Annotated in this window: 27 protein-coding genes; 11 read left to right on the top strand and 16 right to left on the bottom strand. The window is 65.3% G+C overall.

Annotated features, from left to right (window positions below):
* The first annotated feature begins 41 nt into the window (after positions 1 to 41).
* Complete coding sequence (locus FHS69_RS11795) at positions 42 to 194, top strand: hypothetical protein (RefSeq protein ID WP_166777844.1); 153 nt, start codon at positions 42 to 44, stop codon at positions 192 to 194.
* A gap of 43 nt (positions 195 to 237) precedes the next feature.
* Here the strand turns inward: FHS69_RS11795 and FHS69_RS11790 are convergent, their stop codons facing one another.
* A complete protein-coding gene (locus FHS69_RS11790) occupies positions 238 to 753 on the bottom strand; it encodes a YaiI/YqxD family protein (RefSeq protein WP_166777843.1) in 516 nt (171 codons plus the stop codon).
* Between the two features lie 57 nt (positions 754 to 810).
* Positions 811 to 1,371, bottom strand: a complete 561-nt coding sequence (locus FHS69_RS11785) for a hypothetical protein (RefSeq protein ID WP_166777842.1) — start codon at positions 1,369 to 1,371, stop codon at positions 811 to 813.
* 209 nt (positions 1,372 to 1,580) lie between these two features.
* Between FHS69_RS11785 and FHS69_RS11780 the strand changes: the two genes are divergently transcribed.
* Positions 1,581 to 1,925 (top strand): HPF/RaiA family ribosome-associated protein, encoded by a 345-nt coding sequence (locus FHS69_RS11780; RefSeq protein ID WP_166777841.1) that lies wholly within the window; start codon positions 1,581 to 1,583, stop codon positions 1,923 to 1,925.
* Between the two features lie 25 nt (positions 1,926 to 1,950).
* On the opposite strand, the gene FHS69_RS11775 is transcribed toward FHS69_RS11780, so the two are convergent.
* Positions 1,951 to 2,193, bottom strand: a complete 243-nt coding sequence (locus FHS69_RS11775) for a DUF2061 domain-containing protein (RefSeq protein ID WP_166777840.1) — start codon at positions 2,191 to 2,193, stop codon at positions 1,951 to 1,953.
* Positions 2,194 to 2,441: 248 nt separating this feature from the next.
* On the opposite strand from FHS69_RS11775, the gene FHS69_RS11770 reads away from it, so the two are divergent.
* The 4 genes from FHS69_RS11770 (at position 2,442) to FHS69_RS11755 (ending at position 5,027) form a co-directional block, all read left to right on the top strand.
* The gene (locus FHS69_RS11770) at positions 2,442 to 3,023 is read left to right on the top strand and encodes a fasciclin domain-containing protein (RefSeq protein ID WP_067500302.1); all 582 of its coding nucleotides are present in this window, start codon (positions 2,442 to 2,444) and stop codon (positions 3,021 to 3,023) included.
* 195 nt (positions 3,024 to 3,218) lie between these two features.
* The gene (locus tag FHS69_RS11765; RefSeq protein ID WP_166777839.1) at positions 3,219 to 4,136 is read left to right on the top strand and encodes an alpha/beta hydrolase; all 918 of its coding nucleotides are present in this window, start codon (positions 3,219 to 3,221) and stop codon (positions 4,134 to 4,136) included.
* On the top strand, positions 4,133 to 4,573 hold the full coding sequence (locus tag FHS69_RS11760) for a COG3650 family protein (RefSeq protein ID WP_166777838.1): 441 nt from the start codon (positions 4,133 to 4,135) through the stop codon (positions 4,571 to 4,573). Before FHS69_RS11765 ends, FHS69_RS11760 begins: the two co-directional genes overlap by 4 nt.
* Position 4,574: 1 nt before the next feature.
* On the top strand, positions 4,575 to 5,027 hold the full coding sequence (locus FHS69_RS11755) for a DUF3429 domain-containing protein (protein ID WP_166777837.1): 453 nt from the start codon (positions 4,575 to 4,577) through the stop codon (positions 5,025 to 5,027).
* Here the strand turns inward: FHS69_RS11755 and FHS69_RS11750 are convergent.
* Both FHS69_RS11750 and FHS69_RS11745 read right to left on the bottom strand, forming a co-directional pair.
* Positions 5,024 to 5,365: an Mpo1-like protein gene (locus FHS69_RS11750; protein WP_166777836.1), complete on the bottom strand. Its 342-nt coding sequence runs from the start codon at positions 5,363 to 5,365 to the stop codon at positions 5,024 to 5,026. The genes FHS69_RS11755 and FHS69_RS11750 overlap by 4 nt on opposite strands.
* On the bottom strand, positions 5,362 to 6,795 hold the full coding sequence (locus FHS69_RS11745) for a S41 family peptidase (protein ID WP_166777835.1): 1,434 nt from the start codon (positions 6,793 to 6,795) through the stop codon (positions 5,362 to 5,364). Before FHS69_RS11745 ends, FHS69_RS11750 begins: the two co-directional genes overlap by 4 nt.
* Before the next feature lie 221 nt (positions 6,796 to 7,016).
* On the opposite strand from FHS69_RS11745, the gene FHS69_RS11740 reads away from it, so the two are divergent.
* Together FHS69_RS11740 and FHS69_RS11735 are read left to right on the top strand one after the other, a co-directional pair.
* Positions 7,017 to 7,601, top strand: a complete 585-nt coding sequence (locus FHS69_RS11740) for a YbhB/YbcL family Raf kinase inhibitor-like protein (RefSeq protein WP_166777834.1) — start codon at positions 7,017 to 7,019, stop codon at positions 7,599 to 7,601.
* Positions 7,602 to 7,626: 25 nt separating this feature from the next.
* On the top strand, positions 7,627 to 7,878 hold the full coding sequence (locus tag FHS69_RS11735; protein WP_067463687.1) for an SWIB/MDM2 domain-containing protein: 252 nt from the start codon (positions 7,627 to 7,629) through the stop codon (positions 7,876 to 7,878).
* 4 nt (positions 7,879 to 7,882) lie between these two features.
* Here FHS69_RS11735 and FHS69_RS11730 read toward each other — a convergent pair whose 3' ends face one another.
* Positions 7,883 to 8,284, bottom strand: coding sequence for a DoxX family protein (locus FHS69_RS11730; RefSeq protein WP_166777833.1), 402 nt, complete (start codon positions 8,282 to 8,284; stop codon positions 7,883 to 7,885).
* Positions 8,285 to 8,461: 177 nt separating this feature from the next.
* Here FHS69_RS11730 and FHS69_RS11725 point away from each other — a divergent pair, with 177 nt between their 5' ends.
* Positions 8,462 to 9,736, top strand: a complete 1,275-nt coding sequence (locus FHS69_RS11725; protein ID WP_166777832.1) for a dipeptidase — start codon at positions 8,462 to 8,464, stop codon at positions 9,734 to 9,736.
* 13 nt (positions 9,737 to 9,749) lie between these two features.
* Here FHS69_RS11725 and FHS69_RS11720 read toward each other — a convergent pair whose 3' ends face one another.
* From FHS69_RS11720 to FHS69_RS11675, 10 genes are all read right to left on the bottom strand, one after another.
* Entirely contained in the window at positions 9,750 to 10,193 is a 444-nt protein-coding gene (locus tag FHS69_RS11720) for a DUF1810 domain-containing protein (RefSeq protein ID WP_166777831.1), read from the bottom strand.
* On the bottom strand, positions 10,174 to 10,365 hold the full coding sequence (locus tag FHS69_RS11715) for a DUF3008 family protein (RefSeq protein ID WP_067463695.1): 192 nt from the start codon (positions 10,363 to 10,365) through the stop codon (positions 10,174 to 10,176). The genes FHS69_RS11720 and FHS69_RS11715 overlap by 20 nt, the downstream gene beginning before the upstream one ends.
* Positions 10,365 to 10,592 (bottom strand): hypervirulence associated TUDOR domain-containing protein, encoded by a 228-nt coding sequence (locus tag FHS69_RS11710; RefSeq protein ID WP_166777830.1) that lies wholly within the window; start codon positions 10,590 to 10,592, stop codon positions 10,365 to 10,367. The genes FHS69_RS11715 and FHS69_RS11710 overlap by 1 nt, the downstream gene beginning before the upstream one ends.
* Positions 10,593 to 10,614: 22 nt before the next feature.
* On the bottom strand, positions 10,615 to 10,926 hold the full coding sequence (locus FHS69_RS11705) for a hypothetical protein (RefSeq protein ID WP_067463702.1): 312 nt from the start codon (positions 10,924 to 10,926) through the stop codon (positions 10,615 to 10,617).
* A gap of 82 nt (positions 10,927 to 11,008) precedes the next feature.
* Positions 11,009 to 11,833 (bottom strand): 2,3,4,5-tetrahydropyridine-2,6-dicarboxylate N-succinyltransferase, encoded by an 825-nt coding sequence (dapD, locus tag FHS69_RS11700; RefSeq protein ID WP_166777829.1) that lies wholly within the window; start codon positions 11,831 to 11,833, stop codon positions 11,009 to 11,011.
* 49 nt (positions 11,834 to 11,882) lie between these two features.
* Positions 11,883 to 12,962 carry a phosphotransferase family protein gene (locus FHS69_RS11695; protein ID WP_151884702.1) on the bottom strand — a complete coding sequence of 360 codons (1,080 nt, stop codon included), beginning with the start codon at positions 12,960 to 12,962 and terminating at the stop codon, positions 11,883 to 11,885.
* Entirely contained in the window at positions 12,962 to 14,047 is a 1,086-nt protein-coding gene (locus FHS69_RS11690) for a Zn-dependent alcohol dehydrogenase (RefSeq protein WP_166777828.1), read from the bottom strand. The genes FHS69_RS11695 and FHS69_RS11690 overlap by 1 nt, the downstream gene beginning before the upstream one ends.
* Positions 14,047 to 15,381, bottom strand: coding sequence for an acyl-CoA dehydrogenase family protein (locus FHS69_RS11685; protein WP_067674819.1), 1,335 nt, complete (start codon positions 15,379 to 15,381; stop codon positions 14,047 to 14,049). The genes FHS69_RS11690 and FHS69_RS11685 overlap by 1 nt, the downstream gene beginning before the upstream one ends.
* 84 nt (positions 15,382 to 15,465) lie before the next feature.
* Positions 15,466 to 16,938: an MFS transporter gene (locus FHS69_RS11680; protein ID WP_166777827.1), complete on the bottom strand. Its 1,473-nt coding sequence runs from the start codon at positions 16,936 to 16,938 to the stop codon at positions 15,466 to 15,468.
* A complete protein-coding gene (locus FHS69_RS11675; protein ID WP_166777826.1) occupies positions 16,938 to 17,816 on the bottom strand; it encodes an SDR family NAD(P)-dependent oxidoreductase in 879 nt (292 codons plus the stop codon). Before FHS69_RS11675 ends, FHS69_RS11680 begins: the two co-directional genes overlap by 1 nt.
* A gap of 179 nt (positions 17,817 to 17,995) precedes the next feature.
* On the opposite strand from FHS69_RS11675, the gene FHS69_RS11670 reads away from it, so the two are divergent.
* Positions 17,996 to 19,180, top strand: a complete 1,185-nt coding sequence (locus tag FHS69_RS11670) for an acyl-CoA dehydrogenase family protein (protein ID WP_166777825.1) — start codon at positions 17,996 to 17,998, stop codon at positions 19,178 to 19,180.
* A 3-nt stretch (positions 19,181 to 19,183) separates the two neighbouring features.
* Complete coding sequence (locus FHS69_RS11665; protein ID WP_166777824.1) at positions 19,184 to 20,323, top strand: acyl-CoA dehydrogenase family protein; 1,140 nt, start codon at positions 19,184 to 19,186, stop codon at positions 20,321 to 20,323.
* The last annotated feature ends 5 nt before the right edge of the window (positions 20,324 to 20,328 follow it).

The raw sequence follows: 20,328 nt of genomic DNA, 5'->3' as shown, positions 1-20,328 counted from the left end.
CCCCCTAGCTACCGGTGCCCAACACGCCCATATGCGCGGGCATGGCCGATCTCTATCTCAAGAACCTCGAATCCGAACGCCGCCAGCTGTGGGCGACCTGCCGTCTCAAGGGACTGGCCAAGGGCACGCTCGAGCGGCAGCGGATCGTCGCGATCGACGAGGCGATTGCCGCGCACAAGGCGAAGAAGGCCTAGCGCCCCGCTTTGCGGCGGCGCCCGTGCGAGCAGCCACCGTGCGCTAGCGGCGCAGCTGCACCAACACCCGGTCGAGCGCCTGCAGGAAGTTAGACCTGTCGGCTTTGCTGAAGGGCGGGGGGCCGCCTCCCACGCCGTCCATTCCCGCGCGCAGATCCTCCATGATCGCACGGGTGGCCACCGCGCTGCCGATGCTGGCAGCGTCGAATTCGCGCCCGTCGTGCTTGAGCACGCGCGCACCCGCTTTCAGGCAGCGCTCGGCGAGCAGTATGTCGGCGGTGATTACCACGCTGCGCGCGTCCGCTTGCTCGGCGATCCAGTCGTCCGCCGCGTCGAACTTGGGCCCGCCGGTCCCGTCGGAGACGACCACGCGCTTGACCCGCGCGCTCACCGGCACGCGGAAGGGGCTGTTGCTGACCACGCGCACCTCGGCGCCGAACCGTTCGGCAACGCGGTAGATCTCTTCCTTCACCGGGCAGGCGTCGGCATCGACCAGGATCGTGACGGGGGTGGGGGCCGGAACTGGAACTGGAGCGGGTGCGGGTGCGGGATCGGGCATGGCGCGTGCCTAGCCATACCGGCGCGCGCGAGCCAGCCCGATCGCGGTGGCGGGGCGTCAGTAGGCCCAGCGCTCGGTGAGCATTTCCGCCTTGCCGTCCACCAGCTTGACCTCGGCGGCGGGTTCGCCCGGCTGGCCTTCGCGGAACAGTTCGTAGATAACCGCGCCGTCTTCCTGCACGCTCTCGATCACGCGGACGGGGGCGAACATGTCGGGCGCGGCTTCGGCGGCAGCGCGCGCAGGCGCGGGGACATCGGCCCAGGCGAGATCGCGCTGGATCTCGACCACGCGGAAGGCGCCGTCCTCGACCAGCATGTCGAGCTCGACCTCGCTGCCATCGGCGCGGGTGCCCTCGACGTCGTAGAACACCATGCCGTCGCGCTCCTTGCGCTCGGCCCCGGCGAAGCTCATCCCCGGCACCGCCTCGAGCGCGGCGGCGCGTGCGCCTTCGGGGATTTCGTCAGCGCCAAGTTCGGTAATCACCGCCTCGGGGCCATCCTCGAGGATCGCGCTATCGGCCCCGGCCGCGGTATCGCTTTCGGCCTCGCTGCAGCCGGCCAGTACCAGCGCGAGCGCAAATGCGGCAGCGCCGTGGCGCACAGTGTGTTCGATCGACATCGTCCATTCCCCCGAAACGCCCGGATGCGGGCTTTGACACCGGTTTACCAGAAGCGGGTGCGAAGAGCAATCGCGCTGGGAATGCGGACGGTCGGGCAGAGCTGGGCGGGCGCGACCGGAGGCGCGAAAATCGCGCCGCAATGTGCTGGACAAGCGCGCACGGCACCCCATCTCGGAAGGAGAGAAACACAGAAAAGAGGAGCAAGCCAATGCAGGTCCAGTTCAACTCCGACAGCAGCGTGATGGGTACCGAGAACGTCGCCGAGAGGATCGAGGCCGCGGTGCGCGAAAAGCTTGCCCGCTTCGAAGAGCGGCTGACGCGGGTCGAGATCCACGTGCGCGACGAGAACGGTGCGAAGGGCGGGGCGGACGACAAGGCCTGCACGATCGAGGCGCGCCCGCGCGGCGGCCGGGCGATCGGGGTGACCGAACATGCCTCCAAGGTCGACGACGCGGCGCGCAAGGCCGCGGGCACGCTCGCGCAGCGGCTCGAACGGCATTTTGGCAAGGAAGCGCGCCACGGCCACGATCCGCGCCCCGACAAGGTGATGTAAGCGCCGCGCTGGGCGGCGCGGCGGCTCAGCCGGGGAGCGATCGCTCCTCGGTGCTGTGGCGGTGCAGCAGTACGTCGAGCGCGGCAGGTTGCCTGCCGCGCTCCCACGCGCGTTCGTGGAAGAAGAACACCACCGCATTCACCAGCGGCTCGACCAGCGCAATCCCGCCCGCAATCACCCACGAACCGGTGAACAGATAGGCGACCGTGAACCCCACCAGCAGGTGGAGGACGAGGAAGCTGATGGTCTTGGACAGGTCGCGTTTCATGAAATTGAAGATAAAGCTAGCCTGTGATCGAGTGAAGCGATGAAAAGCGGACAGTGTGATCGGAAGGGCAAAGGGAACGAAGTGCCCCGCCGGTTGGGAGCTCGACCTGTCGCACAAGTGCCTCGGCTTGGCACAATTGGGCGAAAATGGGGCACATCCGCAGCGCGTGTCGGTTCGTACCTTGATGCACCAGCCGGATGGTCCGGCTGCGAAAGTGCCGGATTATCCAATCGAAAAGGGAAGTTACCATGAACAAGCTGACCATCGCGCTCGCCTCCGCCGCCTCGCTGGCCATTGCCGCCTGCGCCGAAGAGCCCGCCGAAACCGATGCCTATGACGACACCACCGTCGCCGCCGACCAGATGGCCAATGCCGATGCGGCACCGGGCACGCTGGTCGAAGTCGCGCAGGGCGATGAAAGCTTCTCGACGCTGGTGAGCGCAGTAACCGCCGCCGATCTCGGTGCGACGCTGTCGGGCGAAGGTCCGTTCACCGTTTTCGCGCCCACCAATGACGCCTTCGCCAAGATCCCCGAAGCCACGCTGACCGAGCTGACCACGAACGACACCGAAACGCTCGGCAACATCCTCACGTACCACGTGGTCGAAGGCAATGTGGATGCCGCCACGCTGACCCAGGCGATCGAGGATGCGGGCGAAGCCGGCTACACGATCAACACCGTCAATGGCGGCACGCTGACCGCAACCGTGGTCGACGGGAATGTCGTGCTGACCGACGCCGCGGGTGGCACCGCCACGGTGACCGCAACCGATGTCGAAGCTTCGAACGGCGTGATCCACGTCATCGATACGGTGCTGATGCCGCAGTAAGCGCATTCGGCAAACCAAAGTGCGAAGGGCGGTCCCCCGGGTGGGGGCCGCCCTTTGCCGTGGCAGCGAGCGGCGAGCGGAACATGGCGACGCTTGCATCGGACGATGCGCGCGCTAGCCTCGCCCGCAAGGGAGAGAGGGAACCGCCATGCAAGCAGCCACAGCATTCGCCGCTGACGTAATCGGGAGGATGGCATGACCAGCCTGCGCGCGCGGCTCGTCAATCTCGCCCTCCCGCTGCTCGGGATCAAACGCTTTTTCGGCGAACCGGAAAAGATGCCCGAACGCATCACCAAGCTGCGGCGCCAGAAACCGATCCGGCCGCGGGCGAAATGGCATCGCCAATTCACCATCCGCGAAAACGCGGATCGCGGCTTTGCACTGGTGACGATCGAACCGCCCGGTGGCCATCTACCGGGCGCGCCGCACCTGCTGTATCTGCATGGCGGTGGCTATGTGATGGATATCGCCGCAGTCCATTGGGACGCGGTGGCCGATTTGTGCGAGCGCCTTCGCGCATCGGCCAGCGTGCCGCTCTATCCACTCGCTCCCGAACACAAGGCGGCCGACACGCTCGCGCAGATGCGTGCGCTCTACCTCGATCTCGCGACATTGCATGGTGCGGCGAACATCACGGTTATGGGCGACAGCGCGGGCGGAGGCATGAGCCTCGCGCTGGCGCAGATGTTGAAAGCCGAAGGCGCGCCGCTGCCGGGCAGCCTCGTGCTCTATTCGCCGTGGCTCGACGCGACCGCGACAGCGGAAGGGCAGCGCGCGATCGAACGGCGTGACCGAATGCTGGCGGTGGCCGGTCTCGAGGCCTGCGGCGAGATGTACCGCGGCGATCTGCCGGTGGACGACCCGCGCGTCAGCCCGTTGTTCGGTCCTCTTGAAGACCTGCCCCCCATGGCAATATTCTCAGGCACATCGGACATTCTGCTGGTCGACGGAAGCCGGCTTGCGGAAAAGCTGGACCGTCCCGGTATGCCCGCACATATCTATCGCGAGTACCAGGACATGTTCCACGTCTGGATGCTGCTTCCGCTCCCTGAGGCGCAGCGGGCGCGCAGCGAGACCGTGGATTTCATCCGCCAGCACAGGATATCCGAATGACGCTTCTCCGCTCCTCCTTAGCACTGATCGGCATGGCGCTGCTGGCGGCCTGTGGCAGCGGCAACACTGATGCCGCAACCGGCGCACCGGGCGAAGGGACCTTCACGGCGATCGCCGAGGGCGAGACGGTCCATTTCGCGGGCACCGAACCCTTCTGGAGCGGCAGTGCGGGCGGCGGCATGGCGACCTATGCGACACCCGAACAGCCCGAGGGACGCGAATTCGCGGTCGAGCGGTTCGCGGGCAACAATGGCCTCGGCATCAGCGGTGCGATCGACGGGGCGGGTTTCGACCTGACGATCACCCCGGGCGAATGTTCGGACGGGATGAGCGATCGCAGCTATCCCTACACCGCGACCCTGCTACTGGGCTCGGAGCAGCGGCAGGGTTGCGCCTGGACCGATAGCCAACCCTTCAGCGGGGCGGAGATGCCCTGAGATGCAGTCGGTTCCCGCGTTGCCACGCTGGCTTGGCCTTGCCGGGTTGCTGCCACAGTTCGCCTGTGTCGCAGTGCTTTACGCAGGTCCCGTCGAGTGGCGCGAAGCAGCCTTGGCGATTGCCTTCGCCTATGCCGCACTGATCCTGTCCTTCCTTGGCGGAATGTGGTGGGGCATCGCCGCCGCCGCACCTGCGGCGCAGCGGCGCAAGACGCTCGGCTGGCTGTGGATCGCCGCCGTGCTGCCCAGCCTCGTCGCGCTGGCCTGCTTCTTGCCATGGGCGCTGGATTGGGCGTGGCCCGAACCTTCGCTGGTCATGCTGGGTGGCGCGCTGCTGGTCACCCTTGGTGTCGATGCCAAGCTGGGTGCGCTCGCCCCGCGCTGGTGGATGACGCTGCGTGTGCCGCTGTCAACGGGATTGGGCCTCGCCACGATCGCCGCTGCTCTGGCCTAGCGTTCACGCTCAACCCCGGCCGCATCGAGTTCGGGGCCAAGTCGGCCAGTAAGCCATAGCCACCACATGCGGAAATCCGCGCGCATGCTCCACAGCGGATAGGTAAATGTCGCGGGGCGGTTCTTCTCATGCGCGAAATGCGCGACCCAGGCAAAGAAGTAGCCCGCGAGCGGCAGTGCGACCAGCATCAGCCATTCGCCCGTAACCAGCGCAGCCACTGCCAGCGCTACAACCAGCGTGGTGCCGATATAGTGCAGCGCGCGGGTGCCCGGACGCGCGTGCTCGCGCAGGTAGAAGGGCCAGAACTCGGCGAAGGTGGTGTATTGGCGGTCGGTCATTGCAGGCCCGGGATCTCGATCTGGGCGGGGCTCGGAGCGGTCGGCATGAGCAGCTCGCGCTTGGCGGGCGCTGCCGGAGCACTCGCGGCGACCGGGCTGGACGCTGCGCCGATGGCGGTGCAGCTGCGGCCGGCGAGGAAGTCGAGCGCAGTCGCGACCGACGCCTCTGCGGGATCGCCTAGTGCGCGTGTGATGTCGTCATCGGCCCGGCATGTGCGCGGCATCACGCTGGCGAGCCCCGAATAATAATCGCCCTGGTCGTTCGCATTGACCGCGCGGAAGGCGACCACGCGTAGACGGTCGTCGCAGGCGGAGCGGTCGCGTGCGATCTGGCCGACCGGCTTGCCGAAGGTATCGGTGCCGATCAGCGCGATATTGCTGCCGAGATAGGGAATGAACGCATTGGCCACCAGCTCACTGGCCGAGGCAGTCGCTTCGGTGCCGATCACGGCGATCCGGGTGGTCGCGATCGCATTGGCTTCGGTGCCGAACACTTGCGTTTCGTTGGAACTGCTCAGGGAGTCGCGGAAGACGGTCTTGCTGAACACCTGACCCGCCCGGCCTTCGGCGAGCAAGTCGCCGAGTACGTCCGCGACCGACAGCAGGCCGCCGCCGTTGTAGCGGAAGTCGAGGATGATCCGTATCACGCCTTCGCTGCGGAACACCGCAAAAGCCTCGCGCAGCTGGCGCTTGGCATCGTCGATGATGAAGGTGCGCAGATTGACGTAGCCGACCTTCGTCCCGCCGTCGTCGATGATCTGCGCGCCGTAGCGATCGGAGATCGGGTCGAGCGCATATTCCGCCTTGGTCACACTGGCGGTGACTTCGCTGCCGTTGGGTTGGCGGATCCGCAACTGGCGCGTGACTCCCGCGTCGTTCGGGCCGAGTGCATCGACCACCGCCTGCGGACCGCCGCTGCTCATCAGCGCATCGACGGTCTGTCCCCCGATCGCGATGATCTCGCTGCCGCGATCGATACCCTGTGCGAAGGCAGGCGCACTCTCGAACGCCTCGAGCACGAATACCCGGCGCGCGGCCTGATCGTAGGCGAGCCGGATGCCGAGCCCCGCGTTCGACCCGCTGTTGATCAGTGCATTCTCCTCGGCAATCGAGGTGATATAGGTGAAGAACCGGTCACGGTCCTGCGCGCGCGCCGGGGCGACCAGCGCGTCGATATAGCTTTGCACCGAGGAATAGCTGGCGCGGTTGACCGTCCGGTCGAGCAGCGTGGGGAAGAGATAGGTCTCGTCGAGTTGGGCGAAGGCCCAGTCCTGGCGGCTGGCGAGCGAGCACGTGTCCGCACTCCCACCCCCGGTTCCGCCACCGGCGCCGCTTCCGCCGCCTCCCGTGCCGGAGCTCGAGCCCCCACCGCCGCATGCGGTCAGCGAAGTGGCCAGCAAGGCAGTCAAAACGGTGCGACCCAATCCCATATCCAATCTCCCTGATCCGGTCGCGCATGGTGCCGCGACGACCATCGTGCCATCCATGACGGCGAAAGCAGCGCCCGGCAATAGCGCCGCCGGTCCCGCGCGGGCGCCGTTTCCCCCCGAAAACGGTGCAAATATCGGGCTTCGGGATGGTTTGTTGCGGACAGCTATGCCTTAAAGGGTGCCCCTAGGAGGCCCGAGAGGGCGAAAGCAGAGGAGTTTACATGGCTAGCGGCGTCGCGCCCTGGGTTCAGAATGCGGTCGGCGGAAGTCCGGTCGGTCACACGCTTACGCTGGAGAAGGTCGCCGATGAGCGTGTGCTCGGGCGGAGCGGCTTCAGCCTGACCAGCGCAGCCTTCAGCCATGGCAAGGAACTCGATCCGTCCTTTACCGCGATCGAGGAAGATGCGGTCGCGCCGCCGCTCGAATGGACTGCTCCGCCTCCCGGCGCGCAGGAACTGGTGCTGGTGGCGGAAGATGCCGACAAGGGCCACGTCCACTGGACCGTCTGGGGCCTTGCGCCGCAGAAGGGCAAGCTGATGGAAGGCGAAACACCGCCGCGCACCGGTAAGAACGCGCAGGGCAATTCGGAATGGCTGTTGCCCGACCCGCCGCTGGGCGAAGAGCACCGCTACGTCTTCCAACTGTTCGCGATCGACCTCCCGCTGACATTGATGCCGGGGGCAACGCATGAAGAACTCGTCCGCAATCTGGACGGACACGTGACCGCCGCCGCGGTCCTGACAGCCCGGTTCGAAGGCCATGAGGTCGAGGAACTGGATGTCGACGACCTCGACGACGTAGATTGAAGCATAGCCAAGGAAAGGATTAGTCATGGCTGGCAAGAACAACGCACTGCAGAAGCCGGTGAACCTGTCGCCGGAACTGGAAAACGTGGTCGGCAAGGGCCCGATGACGCGCGCCCAGGTCACTTCGAAGGTGTGGGATCACATCAAGGCTAACGACCTGCAGGATTCCAAGGACAAGCGCATGATCAACCCCGACGACAAGCTCGGCGCGGTGATCGGCAAGGAACAGATCTCCATGTTCAAGATGACGGGCGCCGTCTCGAAGCACATGAGCTGATCGATCAGGACCGGCGGCGCCACGGCCAGTCCGTGACGCCGCCGGTCCACAACGCCAGCCAGACGAACAGCGGCTGCGCGACCATCCTCGGCAGATGATATTCGAGACCAAGCCCGCCATCGGGGCGCGCCATATCGAGCGCGAAATGATGAATATTCGCCGGAAACACGCAGACCGCATAGGCAGCCAGGCCGATCGCCCCGGCATGGCGAATGCGCAAACTGTTCCATTGGACCAGCGCCACCGCCCCGAGGATCTCGGCGATCCCGGTCCAGAACACCACCGGCTCGGGCGCGGGTACCCAATCCGGCATGATGGTCAGGAAGGGGGCCGGACGGGCGAGGTGCAGATAGCCCGCCAGCGCGTAGAATGCGGCGAGCACCCAGCGCAAGACTTTGCGGATCATGCCACGGGCCTCCTGCCGGCGGATGCGGGCGCGAGCCGCGCAATGCTATCCACTGCGGCACTCACCTGCGCAATGTGGCCGCGCTGAAGCGGCGGGCGTCTGTCGTCATGGATTGGCCCCTTTCCTTGCCGTGCCTCTTTGCTAGGACTGCGGGCGAGACATCAAGGGGTTCCTGTCATGCGTCATTTCCTGTTCGCCACCGCCGCTGCCGTGCTGGCCGTTTCCGCACCCGTCGCTGCGCAGACCGAAGCCGAACGCACAGCTTCCGCGGCGCTCGAGGCGGCGCCGGTGTGGGATGGCCACAATGACGTTCCGATCCAGCTGCGCTCGCGGCTCGGCAATGTGATCAACCAGTTCGATTTCGGTGATACGCTCGACACCGCTACCGATGCGCGCAACGCGATGCATTCGGACCTTAACCGTATGCGGCAGGGCAAGGTCGGCGCACAATGGTGGTCGGTCTATGTCAGCGCCAGCCTCCCCGAAGCGGAGGCGGTGCAGGCCACCGTCGAGCAGATCGACGTCACCAAGCGTTTGATCGCGCGCTATCCGCAGGACCTGCAGCTTGCGCTGACCGCCGACGATGTTGAGGAAGCGATGGCGGCAGGTCGCATCGCTTCGCTGCTGGGCATGGAAGGCGGCCATTCGATCGGGTCGAGCCTCGCCGTATTGCGCCAGATGTACGACATGGGCGCGCGCTACATGACGCTGACGCATGGCAAGACGCTGAGCTGGGCCGACAGCGCCACCGACGCACCGCAGCACGACGGGCTCAACACCTTCGGCAAGGATGTCGTGCGCGAGATGAACCGCATCGGGATGCTCGTCGATCTCAGCCACGTCAGCGAAGCGGCGATGATGGATGCGCTCGATGTCGCGCAGGCTCCGGTCATCTTCAGCCATTCGGGAGCCCGGGCGGTTACCGGCCACTTGCGCAACGTGCCCGACAGCGTGCTGGCGCGCATGCCCGAGAATGGCGGCATCGTGATGGCGGTGGCGCTGCCGTGGTTCATAACGGAAGACCTGCGTCAGCATGCGGCGTCGCGGACAGCCGAACGCGCGCGGCTGGAGGCGCTTTTCCCGGGGCTGCCCGACACGGTCGAAGCGCGGCTTGCGAAATGGGATGCCGAGAACCGCGCGCCGGTCTCGACTATTTCCGATCTCGCCGACCACATCGACCACATCCGCGACGTGGCGGGGATCGACCATATCGGTATCGGCGGCGATTACGACGGCATGCCCACCGGACCGATCGGAATGGAGGACGTCACCGGTTATCCAGCACTGTTCGTGGAACTGGCCAAGCGCGGCTATTCGCAGGAAGATCTGGAGAAGATCGCGTCACGCAACATGCTGCGCGTGATGCGTGATGCCGAAGTGTATGCCGCCAGCGTCACCAACATGGCGCCGATCGAATATCCGGCGGGTGAGCCACGCGACGCGGGCGACTGAGCGGCAGCGAAAATCAAAGTTTGGCGAGCGTGAGGGGATCGCGCTCGCCATCGAAGAACCGGTCGAGCACGTCGGCAAAAACCTGCGCGTCTTCTGCGCTGCAGGCCGCTTCGAAAAGGGTCATCGAGCTGCGCAGCTTGACCGTGTCGACGGGGCCGAGAATATCCTCGGCCGATAGCGTTCCCGCCCAGTCGAGCAGGGCCTCGGTCGCTTCGAAAAGCCGCGGTCCCAATTCGTCATGTGCAGCGAAATGCGCGGCCTCCGCAGCGTTGGCGAGCGCAAATTTGCGCGCATTGGCACTGCTGCCGAGGCCGGTGATCTGGGGGAAGATGAACCACATCCAGTGCGTGGTCTTGGCACCGCGTCGGATTTCGCCGAGCGCGCGTTCAAAAGTGCCATCATCCTGCGCGCTCAGGAAATGGGCGAAGCGACCCCGTTCAATCGTCGTCGTCGACATGCTCGGGCAGGCCATCGAGATCGGTCGAGGCGTAATCCTCCAGCTCGTCCTCGCTCATGGAATCGTACATCTGTTTCGAGGCGCCCTGTAGCTCGCCCACCTTGGTCTCGCCGCGCTTGGCAGAGAGAGCGGCGCCCGCGGCGCGCTGCTGGGCTTTCGACTGCGCGGGCATCAGTTCTGCGCCTGCAGTTCGGAGCCGCGCTTGAGCACTTCGTCGCCGTCTTCCTGCTTGATCAAGTAAGCGGGGTTGTCCTCGCCACCGTCCTTGGTGATTTCGCTGCCCTGCAGGGTGCGGGTGACCTCACGTTCGAAACGCTCCTTGATCTGGCCTTTGCCCTTGCCGTTGCCCCAATCCCATTCGACATACTGGTCGGTCTGGTAGCTGTTCGGATTGCTCATGCGTGTTCTCCTCGGCGTCCGATCAGTTTTCGACGACTTCGAGCCCGTCGTCGGTCGTGACCTGGTCGCCGGGAGTCGCCACCTGGTCGTCGCCCAGATCGGTCACGATGCTGTCGGTATCGTCGCCGTCGCTCTCCTCGGAGGATATCTGTCCGCTGACGGTGCCTTCTTCCTCGACGTCGCCCGTGCTGAGCGCGGGGATGATCCAGGTGACCGACAGCAGGATGATCGCGAGCAGCAGGCCGCCGGCCAGCACCCAGCGGACCACGCCTTCCTTCGAGCCACCGCTGGCCTCGGTATCGGTAAGGTGGACTTCTTCGCCTTGCTTATGCACGGAACTGTACTCCCTGAATGACCGCGAGAACGCGGGTTGCAGGGAGATTTACGCTTCGTCGGGACGAATGTTCCGGTTTCGCTCAGTCGCGCAGCAGCTCGTTGATGCCCGTTTTCTCGCGCGTCTGCGCGTCCACCGTCTTGACGATCACTGCGCAGGCGAGGCCGGGGCCACCGTCCTTACCGGGCATCGTACCGGGCACGACCACCGAATAGGGCGGGATGTGGCCGCGGATCACTTCGCCCGTGTCGCGATAGACGATCTTGGTCGACTGGGTGATGAAGACACCCATCGCGACCACGCTGCCTTCGCCGACGATCACGCCTTCGACGATTTCGCTGCGCGCGCCGATGAAGCAATTGTCGCCGATGATCGTCGGGTTGGCCTGCATCGGTTCGAGCACGCCACCGATCCCTGCGCCGGCCGAGATATGGCAGTTCTCGCCGATCTGGGCGCAGCTGCCGATGCTGGCCCAGGTGTCGACCATGGTGCCCTTGCCGACATAGGCACCGATATTGACGAAACTGGGCATCAGCACGCAGCCGGGTGCGATATAGGCGCCTTCGCGCGCGACGGCGCCGGGTACGACACGGAAACCGGCTTCGCGAAAGCGGGCATCGTCCCACCCGGCGAACTTGCTCGGAACCTTGTCGAACGCAGGGTGGCCTGCGCTGCCACCATCCATCACGCGGTTGTCGTTGAGCCGGAAGCTGAGCAGCACCGCCTTCTTGAGCCACTGGTTGACCGTCCAGCCACCCTTGCCATCGGGCTCGGCGACGCGGCCTTCACCGCTGTCGAGCATGCCCAGCGCCGCCTCGACCGCCTCGCGCGCATCCGCGTTTTGCGGCGTGACGTTCGCGCGGTCTTCCCACGCGGCGGTGATACGGCTTTCGAGGTCGGCGCTCATGCTGGTCTCCGTTTGCAATTCCGGAGCGCTCGTTAGCAGCCCCGCTGCGCTAGTCCATCCCCGCTTCCTTGGCGAAGTGATAGGCACGCTCCACCAGAGGGGCGACGCGTTCGGACATCGACTTGGCGTGTGCGCTCGAGGCGGTGCCGTCGATCACGCGTTTCTTGATGCCCTGCATGATTCCCGCGAGCCGGAAGAGGTTGTAGGCGAAATACCAGTCCATCGGCGGGACCGGGTAGCCGGTGCGCGCCACATAGCGCTCGACCGCCTCGTCCTGCGTCGGAATGCCCAGTTCCTTCAGGTCGAGCCCTTCCAGCCCGGCTCGTCCGTCATGCGGGTTGTGCCAGTTGAGCATGAGGTAGCTGAAGTCGGCGATCGGATCGCCCAGCGTCGACAGTTCCCAGTCGAGCACCGCGATCACGCGGTTCTCGGTCTTGTGGAAGATCATGTTGTCGAGCCGGTAGTCGCCATGGACCACGCTCGATTCATGCTGTGGCGGGATCGTTTGCGGAAGCCATTCGATCAGACGTTCCATCTGCGGCATGTGCTCGGTCTCGGACAGCTTGTACTGCTTCGACCAGCGGCTGATCTGCCGCGCGCAGTAATCGGTCGGCTTGCCGTAATCGCCCAGCCCGATCGCCTCGGGATCCTTCAGGTGCAGATCGGCGAAGGTGTCGATCATCGCATCGTAGATCGCGCGGCGTTCCTCGGGCGTGTTGTTGGGCAGCGATCCGTTCCACAAGGATCGGCCGTCGGCGAGACCCATGACGAAGAACTTGCTCCCGATGACCTCGGGATCCTCGCACAGGCCATAGGTCTTGGGCACGGGGAAGCCCGTGGGGCCAAGCGCGTGCATCGCCTTGTATTCGCGGTCGACCGCATGCGCGCTGGGCAACAATTTGCCGAAGGGCTGGCGGCGCAGCACGTAACTGCGCCCAGGCGTGTCGATGCGATAGGTCGGATTCGACTGGCCGCCCTTGAACTTGGTGTAGCTGATCGGGCCTTCATAGCCTTCGACATGGGCTTCGAACCACGCAGTGAGCGCGTCGAGGTCCATGCGATCGGCTTCGGGCACCGCGATGGTGCCGACCATCTCCTTGTCGAAATCGATGGGCTGTTCTTCCGCCATCAGTCGAACACCACCACGCTGCGGGCGGACGTGCCCTGTTTCATCTTCTCGAAGCCTTCGTTGATCTTTTCCAACGGGATGCGTTCGGCAATGATCGTGTCGAGATCGAGCAGGCCGCGCAGGTAGAAATCGACCAGCCGCGGCAGATCGACGGGGAAATGGTTCATTCCCATGATCGCGCCCTGCAGCTTCTTGCCCGACAGCAGGTCCATCGCGCCGAGCCCGACCTTGCAGTCGAGCGGCATCATGCCGAGGATCGTGGCTGTCCCGCCACGGCGCAGCACCTTGACCGCGAGATCGGCGGACGCCTGCCGGCCGACCGCCTCGATCGCGTGGTGCACGCCGCCGCCGGTGATCTTCATCACCTGTTCGACCGCGTCGTCGGCCATGGCGTCGACCGTATGCGTCGCGCCAAGCACTTCGGCCAGCTGGCGTTTTTCCGCCAGCGGGTCGATCGCGATCACCTTGCCCGCGCCGGCGATCTTGGCGGCATTGACCGTCGCCAGTCCCACGCCGCCGCAGCCGATCACCGCCACGGTTTCGCCCGGCACGACCGAACAGGCGTTGAAGATCGCCCCCGCGCCGGTGGTCACCGCGCAGCCGATCACTGCCGCGCGGTCGAGCGGCATGTCCTTGTCGATCGCGACGCAGGCATGTTCGTGGATCAGCATCTGGTCGGCAAAGGCCGACAGGTTGAGCATCTGCGCCACGAGTTCGCCGCCATTGCGTGTGATGCGCGGCGCGGCGGTCTGCGCGCGGCGGGTATCGCCGCCGAGACACAAGGCCATCCGGCCGGTCACGCAGAATTCGCAGTGACCACAGAAGGCGGACAGGCAGGAGACCACGTGATCGCCCGGCTTCACGGTCTTCACTTCGCTGCCGACGGCGCGCACCACGCCCGCCGCCTCATGGCCCGGGATGGCCGGCAGCGGGTGCGGATAAGCACCGTCGATGAAGTGCAGGTCCGAGTGGCACAGGCCGCAGGCCTTGGTGTCGATCAGCACCTCGTGCGGGGCGGGATCGGCCAGCTCGACTTCACCGATGGTGAGGCCGCCGACCTGTTCGAGGATTGCCGCCTTCGCCATCAGCGCGTGGCCCCCATGTCGCCCGAGCTGAGGCTGTCATTGCCGGCATTGGGCGCCTTGCCGTCGCGCAGCGCATTGGCGCTGGGCCCTTCCTCGGGCAGGTGCTTGGCGAATTCCATCCGTGCGATCGAGCGCGCGTGGACCTCGTCGGGGCCATCGGCGAGCCGCAGCGTACGCTGGTGGGCATAGGCATTGGCGAGACCGTAATCGTCGCTTACGCCGCCGCCGCCATGCGCCTGGATCGCATTGTCGATGATCCGCAACGCCATGTTGGGCGCTTGGACCTTGATCATCGCGATTTCCTGCTTGGCCGCCTTGTTGCCGACCTTGTCCATCATGTCGGCGGCCTTGAGGCACAGCAGGCGGGTCATGTCGATGTCGATCCGCGCCTGCGCGACGCGCTCTTCCCAAACCGAGTGCTTGTAGATCGGCTTGCCGAAGGCTTCGCGTTCCTGAAGGCGCTTGCACATCTTGTGCAACGCTTCCTCGGCGACGCCGATGGTGCGCATGCAGTGGTGGATACGGCCCGGGCCGAGGCGGCCCTGCGCGATCTCGAAGCCGCGACCTTCGCCCAGCAGCATGTTGTCGACCGGAACGCGCACGTCCTTGAGTTCGACTTCCATGTGGCCGTGCGGCGCATCGTCATAGCCGAACACGGGAAGGTGGCGCAGGATGTTCACGCCGGGCGCATCCATCGGCATCAGGATCATCGATTGCGCGGCATGGCGGCCCGCCGAGAAATCGGTCTTGCCCATCACGATCGCGACCTTGCAGCGCGGATCGCCCACGCCCGATGACCACCATTTGCGTCCGTTGATGACATATTCATCGCCGTCGCGTTCGATGCGGCACTCGATATTGGTGGCGTCCGAGCTCGCGGTATAGGGTTCGGTCATCAGGAAGGCCGAACGGATTTCCCCGTTCATCAGCGGCGTCAGCCACTTGTCCTTCTGTGCGCGCGTCCCGTAGCGGTGGAACACCTCCATATTGCCGGTGTCGGGGGCGGAGCAGTTGAACACTTCCGAAGCAAAACCGATGCGGCCCATTTCCTCGGCGCACAGCGCATATTCCAGATTGGTGAGGCCGGGACCTTCGAATTCGAAGCTTTCCTCGACATGGTGGTGCCCGTCATTGCGCGGCGGCATGAAGAGGTTCCAGATGCCTTCCTTCTTGGCCTTGGCCTTCAGTTCCTCGACCACGGGGATGACCTTCCAGCGGTCGCCTTCGGCATCCTGCGCCTTGTAGGTCGGCACCGCGGGGCGGACGTGGTCCTCGATGAAGTTCTTCACCCGGTCGCGCCAGTATGCTTGCCGTTCTGTCGGTTGGAAATCCATCTTCGGCTATCCTCTTCTCTCTCAATTCGGTTTCGGCGTGAAACTGGCAGAAGCAACGCGTCCCGCCAAGCCCCTGCGCCGGGTTCAGGGTGTAATCGTGTGTGCGTCGGGATCGGCCCGGACCGCCTCGTCAAGCGGATCGGACTGGGGTTGCGGTGCGCGCGCGCCGCGCGCGGCGACGCGCGCCTCGTGCTGTTCGCGCGAGATCGGGAAACGGGCGAGCCAGTAGGCCGCGATCAGGGCCAGCGCCGCCGCGGTCAGCATGAACAGCCAGACCAGCTGGGTAACGGTTTCGGGCGCGACATCGGCCTGCGGCGTGCCCGGGGCGAGATCGATCGACTGGACGATCAGGCTGGTGAGCAGGATGCCGCCGCCGGTGGCGCATTTCTGCACCAGCCAGTTGCCCGCATAGAACGTGCCTTCGGCGCGCTGGCCGGTGCGTTCCTCGTAAGCCTCGACGATTTCGGCGACCATCGAGGTGGCCGAGATGATCGACACCACGCTGGCAGTATTGGCACAGATCAGGAAGGCGTAGAGCAGCCCGGTCGAGGCGGTCGATCCGGGATCGGGCCAAGCGCCCGCCTGGTACAGCGCGTAGGGGCTGCAATAGAATGCCATGCCGACGATCGCACCGCCCGCTGCGGAGCGCGGCTTGCCCCATTTGCGGTGCAACGGGCCCACGATCACGAACATCAGCAGCACGGACAGGAACAGGACCGCGGGATAGAGCTGGAAAGCAAGTTCGGAGAACCGCCAGACATAGAGGTTCACATATTGCGTGATCGAAAAGGTCATGCCCTGCAGCACATAGGCGGCCAGCCCGCCCAGCGCGAAAATGACGAAGGCCTTCTCGCGGAAGGCATCGAAGATTTCGGCAAACGCGCCGGTGATCGAAAAGGGCGGGGGTCGCCGTTCGGGCAATTGCGCCACGATCCGGTGCTGCGCCGCCGCCGATCCGACCACCGCCAGCACCATCAGCGCAGCGCCGAACAGGCCGTAGCTGGCATAGCCTTCGGGCTGTAGCTGCGATGCGGGAGTGGGGAGGAACACGGTGAACGACAGCACCATCATCAGCAGGCCGCCGAGCCAGCCCGACAGGAAGCGATAGCGGAACAGCGTGGTGCGATCGTCGTAATCGTCGGTGATTTCGGGCACGAGGCTGACCGAGGGGACTTCGCAGGCGGACAGCAGCAGTCGCACGCCTACGGCCAGCGCGACGATGTCCCAGAAACCGGGTGTCCCGGTGAAGGGCGGGGACCACAGCATCGTCCACAGCAGTGCCAGCGGCCACGGGGCGAGGTAGAGCCAGGGTAAGCGGCGGCCCCAGCGGGTATAGGTGCGGTCGGAAAAATGGCCGATCAGCGGGTCGACGATCGCATCAATCACCAGTGCAGTGGCCAGCGCGGCGCCCACCGTGCCGGCATCGACCCCGAGCACGAGGTTGTAGAATGGCAGCAGGAAAAAGCTGAACCCGCTGTCCTTCACGCCGAAGGCCACCGCGCCGAAGCCGTGGACCAGCTTGAGGCGCTGGGGGAGGGGACCGGTGACGAAAGGCATCAGGTGGTCTGCTGCGCCGCCGCTTTCACCTGTTCTTCCAGCGCCGTCAGCGCTTCGAATGCACCCGCTTCCTCGGGGTCCCAGCTATGCCGCGGACCCAGCGTGATGCCGCCGTCGACAATCATCGAGGCGCCGGTCATGAAGCCCGCCTCCTCGCTCGCAAGGAAGGCCACCGCATTGGCGATATCGTCGGGCTGGCCGCCGCGTGCCACCGGCTGCGCGTTGGAAGACATCTGCGCGATCATCGCCTTCGCCTGGTCTTTGACCGCATCGGGTATCTCGAGCGAAGCGGTGAAGATGTTCGTGTTGATGAAGCCCGGCTGGACCGCGTTCACGCGGATGCCGTGCTGCGCGAGATCGGTCGCGGCGCATTTGGTCAGATGCAGCACGCCGGCCTTGGCGATGGCATAGGCGGTGGGCGAATAGCCCGGACCGACGGCCGCGACGCTCGAGACGTTGACGATGCTCGCCCCCCCGGTCTTGGTGCTCGGGCGGCCCTTCATATGCGGCGCGGCGTAACGAATGCCCATCGCGACTGAACGCAGCAGCAGGTCCATCGTCCGGTCCCAGTCCTCGGGTTCGATCTCGTCGATGCTTTCGCGGGCGCCGCCCGCACCTGCATTGTTGAACAAGGTGTCGATGCCGCCGGTCTCCTCGGCAGCGCGATCCATCAGCGCCTTGATCGCGGCGGGTTCGCAGACATCGCATTCGGCGAAACGGACCTCGCCCTCGGTGGCGGCGGCCAGTGCCGTGCCTCCCTCGACATCGATATCGCTCGCATAGACGGTCGCGCCTTCGCGTGCGAACAATGCTGTCGCAGCAGCGCCGATACCCGACGCGGCACCCGTGACGATCACGGTCCTGCCCGAGAATCGCATCCCTACTCTCTCCCCGAATTTCTCCGCCGTCAGCTTAGGCCAGCGAGGCCGCGCGTCAACGAATTCCGGCTGACGTTACGGCAATGCGGGTCGTCTCGACTGGTCTTGCACAGGTGGGGCGAATCACCCTAACGTAAGCGTCAACATACCGCTGTTTTAAAAGAGAGAGGATCCGGCATATGTCCGACAGCGACCTGGAAGCCTTCCGCGCGGAAACGCGCGCATGGCTCGAAGCCAACTGCCCGCCCGAAATGCGCGAACCCGTCCGCGACGAAGACGACATCTACTGGGGCGGCCGCAACGCGACCTTCAAATCCGACGCGCAGAAGGCGTGGTTCGAGGCCTGCCGCGACAAGGGCTATACCGTGCCCGCATGGCCCAGGGATTATGGCGGGGCGGGGCTCTCGCCCGCGCAGGCCAAGGTGCTGCGCGAGGAAATGGCCGCGATCAATGCGCGTCCGCCGCTGTCGAGCTTCGGCATCTGGATGCTCGGGCCGGCGCTGCTGCATTTCGGCACCGAAGGCCAGAAACAGCGTTTTCTGAACGAGATCGCGCGCGGTGAAATCCGCTGGTGCCAGGGCTATTCGGAACCGGGTTCGGGCTCGGATCTGGTGAGCCTGCAGACTTTCGGCGAAGACAAGGGCGACCACTGGGTGGTCAACGGCCAGAAGATCTGGACCTCCTATGCCGACAAGGCCGACTGGATCTTCTGCCTTGTCCGCACCGACAAGGATAACAAGTACCAGGGCATCACCTTCATGCTTTACGACATGGCCAGCGCAGGCGTGTCGACCAAGCCGATCCTGCTGATCAGCGGCAACAGCCCGTTCTGCGAGACCTTCTTCGACGACGTGAAGGTGCCCAAGAGCTATGGCGAGGACGTGCCCGCCCAGGTCGGCGAGGTGAACCGCGGCTGGGACGTGGCGAAATATTTGCTCGGCCACGAGCGCGAGATGATCTCGGGCGCCGACGGCGGCAACACCGGCACGATCGGCGCCGCGCTGGCCCGCGCCAATGGTGCCATCGATCCGGTTCTGCGCGCCGAGCTGGCGCAGTTCGACGTCGATGCGCTGGCCTATGGCGCGATGGGGGAGAAGTTCCTCGACGAGATCAAGGTTGGCAAGGCGCATCCCGCACAGCCGAACATGATGAAATATGCGGGCACCGAGCTGAACAAGCGGCGCCACGAACTGATGATGGCCGCCGGAGGCAGCCACGCGCTGGAATGGGAGAGCGAGGAGACGAGCGGCGGCAAGCCCTCGCGCAACTGGCTGCGGACCAAGGCGAACAGCATCGAGGGCGGCACGTCCGAAGTCATGCTCAACGTCATTTCCAAGCGTATCCTCGACCTGCCGGGAGCCTGATCGATGCCTCTTTACTACGACGACGACCAGACGATGCTGGCCGATACCGCTGGCCAGTTCATGGCCGAGGAAGGTTCGATCAAGAACCAGCTGCGCCACTGGCGCGACCGCGACTGCAAGGATGGTTTCGGCCACGGCCTGTGGCAGCAATTCGCCGAAATGGGGTTCACCGGCATATTGGTGGACGAAGACGATGGCGGGCTGGGCATGGGCCAGGTCGAGGCGAATATCGTGCTCGAGGAAATCGGCCGCAACCTCACGCCTTCGCCGTTCCTGTCCTCCTCGGTGCTGGCCGCGACCGCGCTCAAGCACGGCAGCAATGACGTGAAGGGGCGTTGGCTCCCCAGCCTCCTGTCGGGCGAGAAAGTCTATGGCGTCGCGATCGACGAAGGCCGCAAGCACCGCCCCGAAACCATCGGCTGCAAGGCCGAGAAATCGGGCAACGGCTTCAAGCTTTCGGGCAAGAAGGACTTCGTAATCTATGGCGCCAGCAGCGAGATGATCGTGGTGGCGGCCCGCACTTCGGGCAGCGATAGCGACCGCGACGGCGTCACGCTGTTCGCCGTGCCGCAGGATGCCGCCGGCATGAGCCACGACAGCGTCCGTCTCGTCGACAGCTCGATGGCCAGCCACATTACCTTCGACGGCGTCGAGCTCGACGGCGATGCCGTGATCGGCGAAGTCGACGGCGGGCGCGAGGTGCTCGACGCCATGCTGGTGGCGGGCCGTGTCGGTTCGGCCGCAGAAGGCGTCGGCGTCGCGCGCGGCGCGATGGACATGACCGTCGACTACCTCCGGCAACGCAAGCAGTTCGGCAAGGTGATCGGCGAGTTCCAGGCGCTGCAGCACCGCGCCTCGCACCTCTATTCCGAGGTCGAGATCGCGCGTGCGGTTACCATCAAGGCCGCGCAACTGGTTGATGGCGGTAGCGAGAAGGCCGACCTGATGGCTTCGGTTGCCAAGGCGAAGGTCGCCAAGGTCGCCGGTCTGGCAGTGCGCGAAGGCGTGCAGATGCACGGCGGCATCGGAATGACCGACGAATACGACATCGGGCTCTACATGAAGCGCGATCGCGCGCTGCAGGAGTTCCTTGGTGACCAGTACTATCACACCGGCCGCGTCGCGGAGCTCAGCGGCTACTAGAACCA

The organism is Qipengyuania flava (assembly GCF_011762005.1).
Lineage (GTDB): Bacteria > Pseudomonadota > Alphaproteobacteria > Sphingomonadales > Sphingomonadaceae > Qipengyuania > Qipengyuania flava.
Note: the sequence above shows the minus strand (reverse complement) of the source record. Positions and strands in the feature narration are given on the sequence as shown.

What these genes read in the sequence shown, in the direction of transcription:
- FHS69_RS11720 (WP_166777831.1), bottom strand. Translation starts at nt 10,193, where the DNA reads ATGTCGACGACGACGATTGAACGGGGTCGCTTCGCCCATTTCCTGAGC.
- dapD (WP_166777829.1), bottom strand. Translation starts at nt 11,833, where the DNA reads ATGAGCGCCGACCTCGAAAGCCGTATCACCGCCGCGTGGGAAGACCGC.
- FHS69_RS11795 (WP_166777844.1), top strand. Translation starts at nt 42, where the DNA reads ATGGCCGATCTCTATCTCAAGAACCTCGAATCCGAACGCCGCCAGCTG.
- FHS69_RS11670 (WP_166777825.1), top strand. Translation starts at nt 17,996, where the DNA reads ATGTCCGACAGCGACCTGGAAGCCTTCCGCGCGGAAACGCGCGCATGG.
- FHS69_RS11730 (WP_166777833.1), bottom strand. Translation starts at nt 8,284, where the DNA reads ATGATCCGCAAAGTCTTGCGCTGGGTGCTCGCCGCATTCTACGCGCTG.
- FHS69_RS11715 (WP_067463695.1), bottom strand. Translation starts at nt 10,365, where the DNA reads ATGCCCGCGCAGTCGAAAGCCCAGCAGCGCGCCGCGGGCGCCGCTCTC.
- FHS69_RS11735 (WP_067463687.1), top strand. Translation starts at nt 7,627, where the DNA reads ATGGCTGGCAAGAACAACGCACTGCAGAAGCCGGTGAACCTGTCGCCG.
- FHS69_RS11675 (WP_166777826.1), bottom strand. Translation starts at nt 17,816, where the DNA reads ATGCGATTCTCGGGCAGGACCGTGATCGTCACGGGTGCCGCGTCGGGT.
- FHS69_RS11725 (WP_166777832.1), top strand. Translation starts at nt 8,462, where the DNA reads ATGCGTCATTTCCTGTTCGCCACCGCCGCTGCCGTGCTGGCCGTTTCC.
- FHS69_RS11665 (WP_166777824.1), top strand. Translation starts at nt 19,184, where the DNA reads ATGCCTCTTTACTACGACGACGACCAGACGATGCTGGCCGATACCGCT.
- FHS69_RS11680 (WP_166777827.1), bottom strand. Translation starts at nt 16,938, where the DNA reads ATGCCTTTCGTCACCGGTCCCCTCCCCCAGCGCCTCAAGCTGGTCCAC.
- FHS69_RS11755 (WP_166777837.1), top strand. Translation starts at nt 4,575, where the DNA reads ATGCAGTCGGTTCCCGCGTTGCCACGCTGGCTTGGCCTTGCCGGGTTG.
- FHS69_RS11760 (WP_166777838.1), top strand. Translation starts at nt 4,133, where the DNA reads ATGACGCTTCTCCGCTCCTCCTTAGCACTGATCGGCATGGCGCTGCTG.
- FHS69_RS11780 (WP_166777841.1), top strand. Translation starts at nt 1,581, where the DNA reads ATGCAGGTCCAGTTCAACTCCGACAGCAGCGTGATGGGTACCGAGAAC.
- FHS69_RS11770 (WP_067500302.1), top strand. Translation starts at nt 2,442, where the DNA reads ATGAACAAGCTGACCATCGCGCTCGCCTCCGCCGCCTCGCTGGCCATT.
- FHS69_RS11775 (WP_166777840.1), bottom strand. Translation starts at nt 2,193, where the DNA reads ATGAAACGCGACCTGTCCAAGACCATCAGCTTCCTCGTCCTCCACCTG.
- FHS69_RS11765 (WP_166777839.1), top strand. Translation starts at nt 3,219, where the DNA reads ATGACCAGCCTGCGCGCGCGGCTCGTCAATCTCGCCCTCCCGCTGCTC.
- FHS69_RS11710 (WP_166777830.1), bottom strand. Translation starts at nt 10,592, where the DNA reads ATGAGCAATCCGAACAGCTACCAGACCGACCAGTATGTCGAATGGGAT.
- FHS69_RS11695 (WP_151884702.1), bottom strand. Translation starts at nt 12,962, where the DNA reads ATGGCGGAAGAACAGCCCATCGATTTCGACAAGGAGATGGTCGGCACC.
- FHS69_RS11690 (WP_166777828.1), bottom strand. Translation starts at nt 14,047, where the DNA reads ATGGCGAAGGCGGCAATCCTCGAACAGGTCGGCGGCCTCACCATCGGT.
- FHS69_RS11745 (WP_166777835.1), bottom strand. Translation starts at nt 6,795, where the DNA reads ATGGGATTGGGTCGCACCGTTTTGACTGCCTTGCTGGCCACTTCGCTG.
- FHS69_RS11785 (WP_166777842.1), bottom strand. Translation starts at nt 1,371, where the DNA reads ATGTCGATCGAACACACTGTGCGCCACGGCGCTGCCGCATTTGCGCTC.
- FHS69_RS11750 (WP_166777836.1), bottom strand. Translation starts at nt 5,365, where the DNA reads ATGACCGACCGCCAATACACCACCTTCGCCGAGTTCTGGCCCTTCTAC.
- FHS69_RS11790 (WP_166777843.1), bottom strand. Translation starts at nt 753, where the DNA reads ATGCCCGATCCCGCACCCGCACCCGCTCCAGTTCCAGTTCCGGCCCCC.
- FHS69_RS11685 (WP_067674819.1), bottom strand. Translation starts at nt 15,381, where the DNA reads ATGGATTTCCAACCGACAGAACGGCAAGCATACTGGCGCGACCGGGTG.
- FHS69_RS11740 (WP_166777834.1), top strand. Translation starts at nt 7,017, where the DNA reads ATGGCTAGCGGCGTCGCGCCCTGGGTTCAGAATGCGGTCGGCGGAAGT.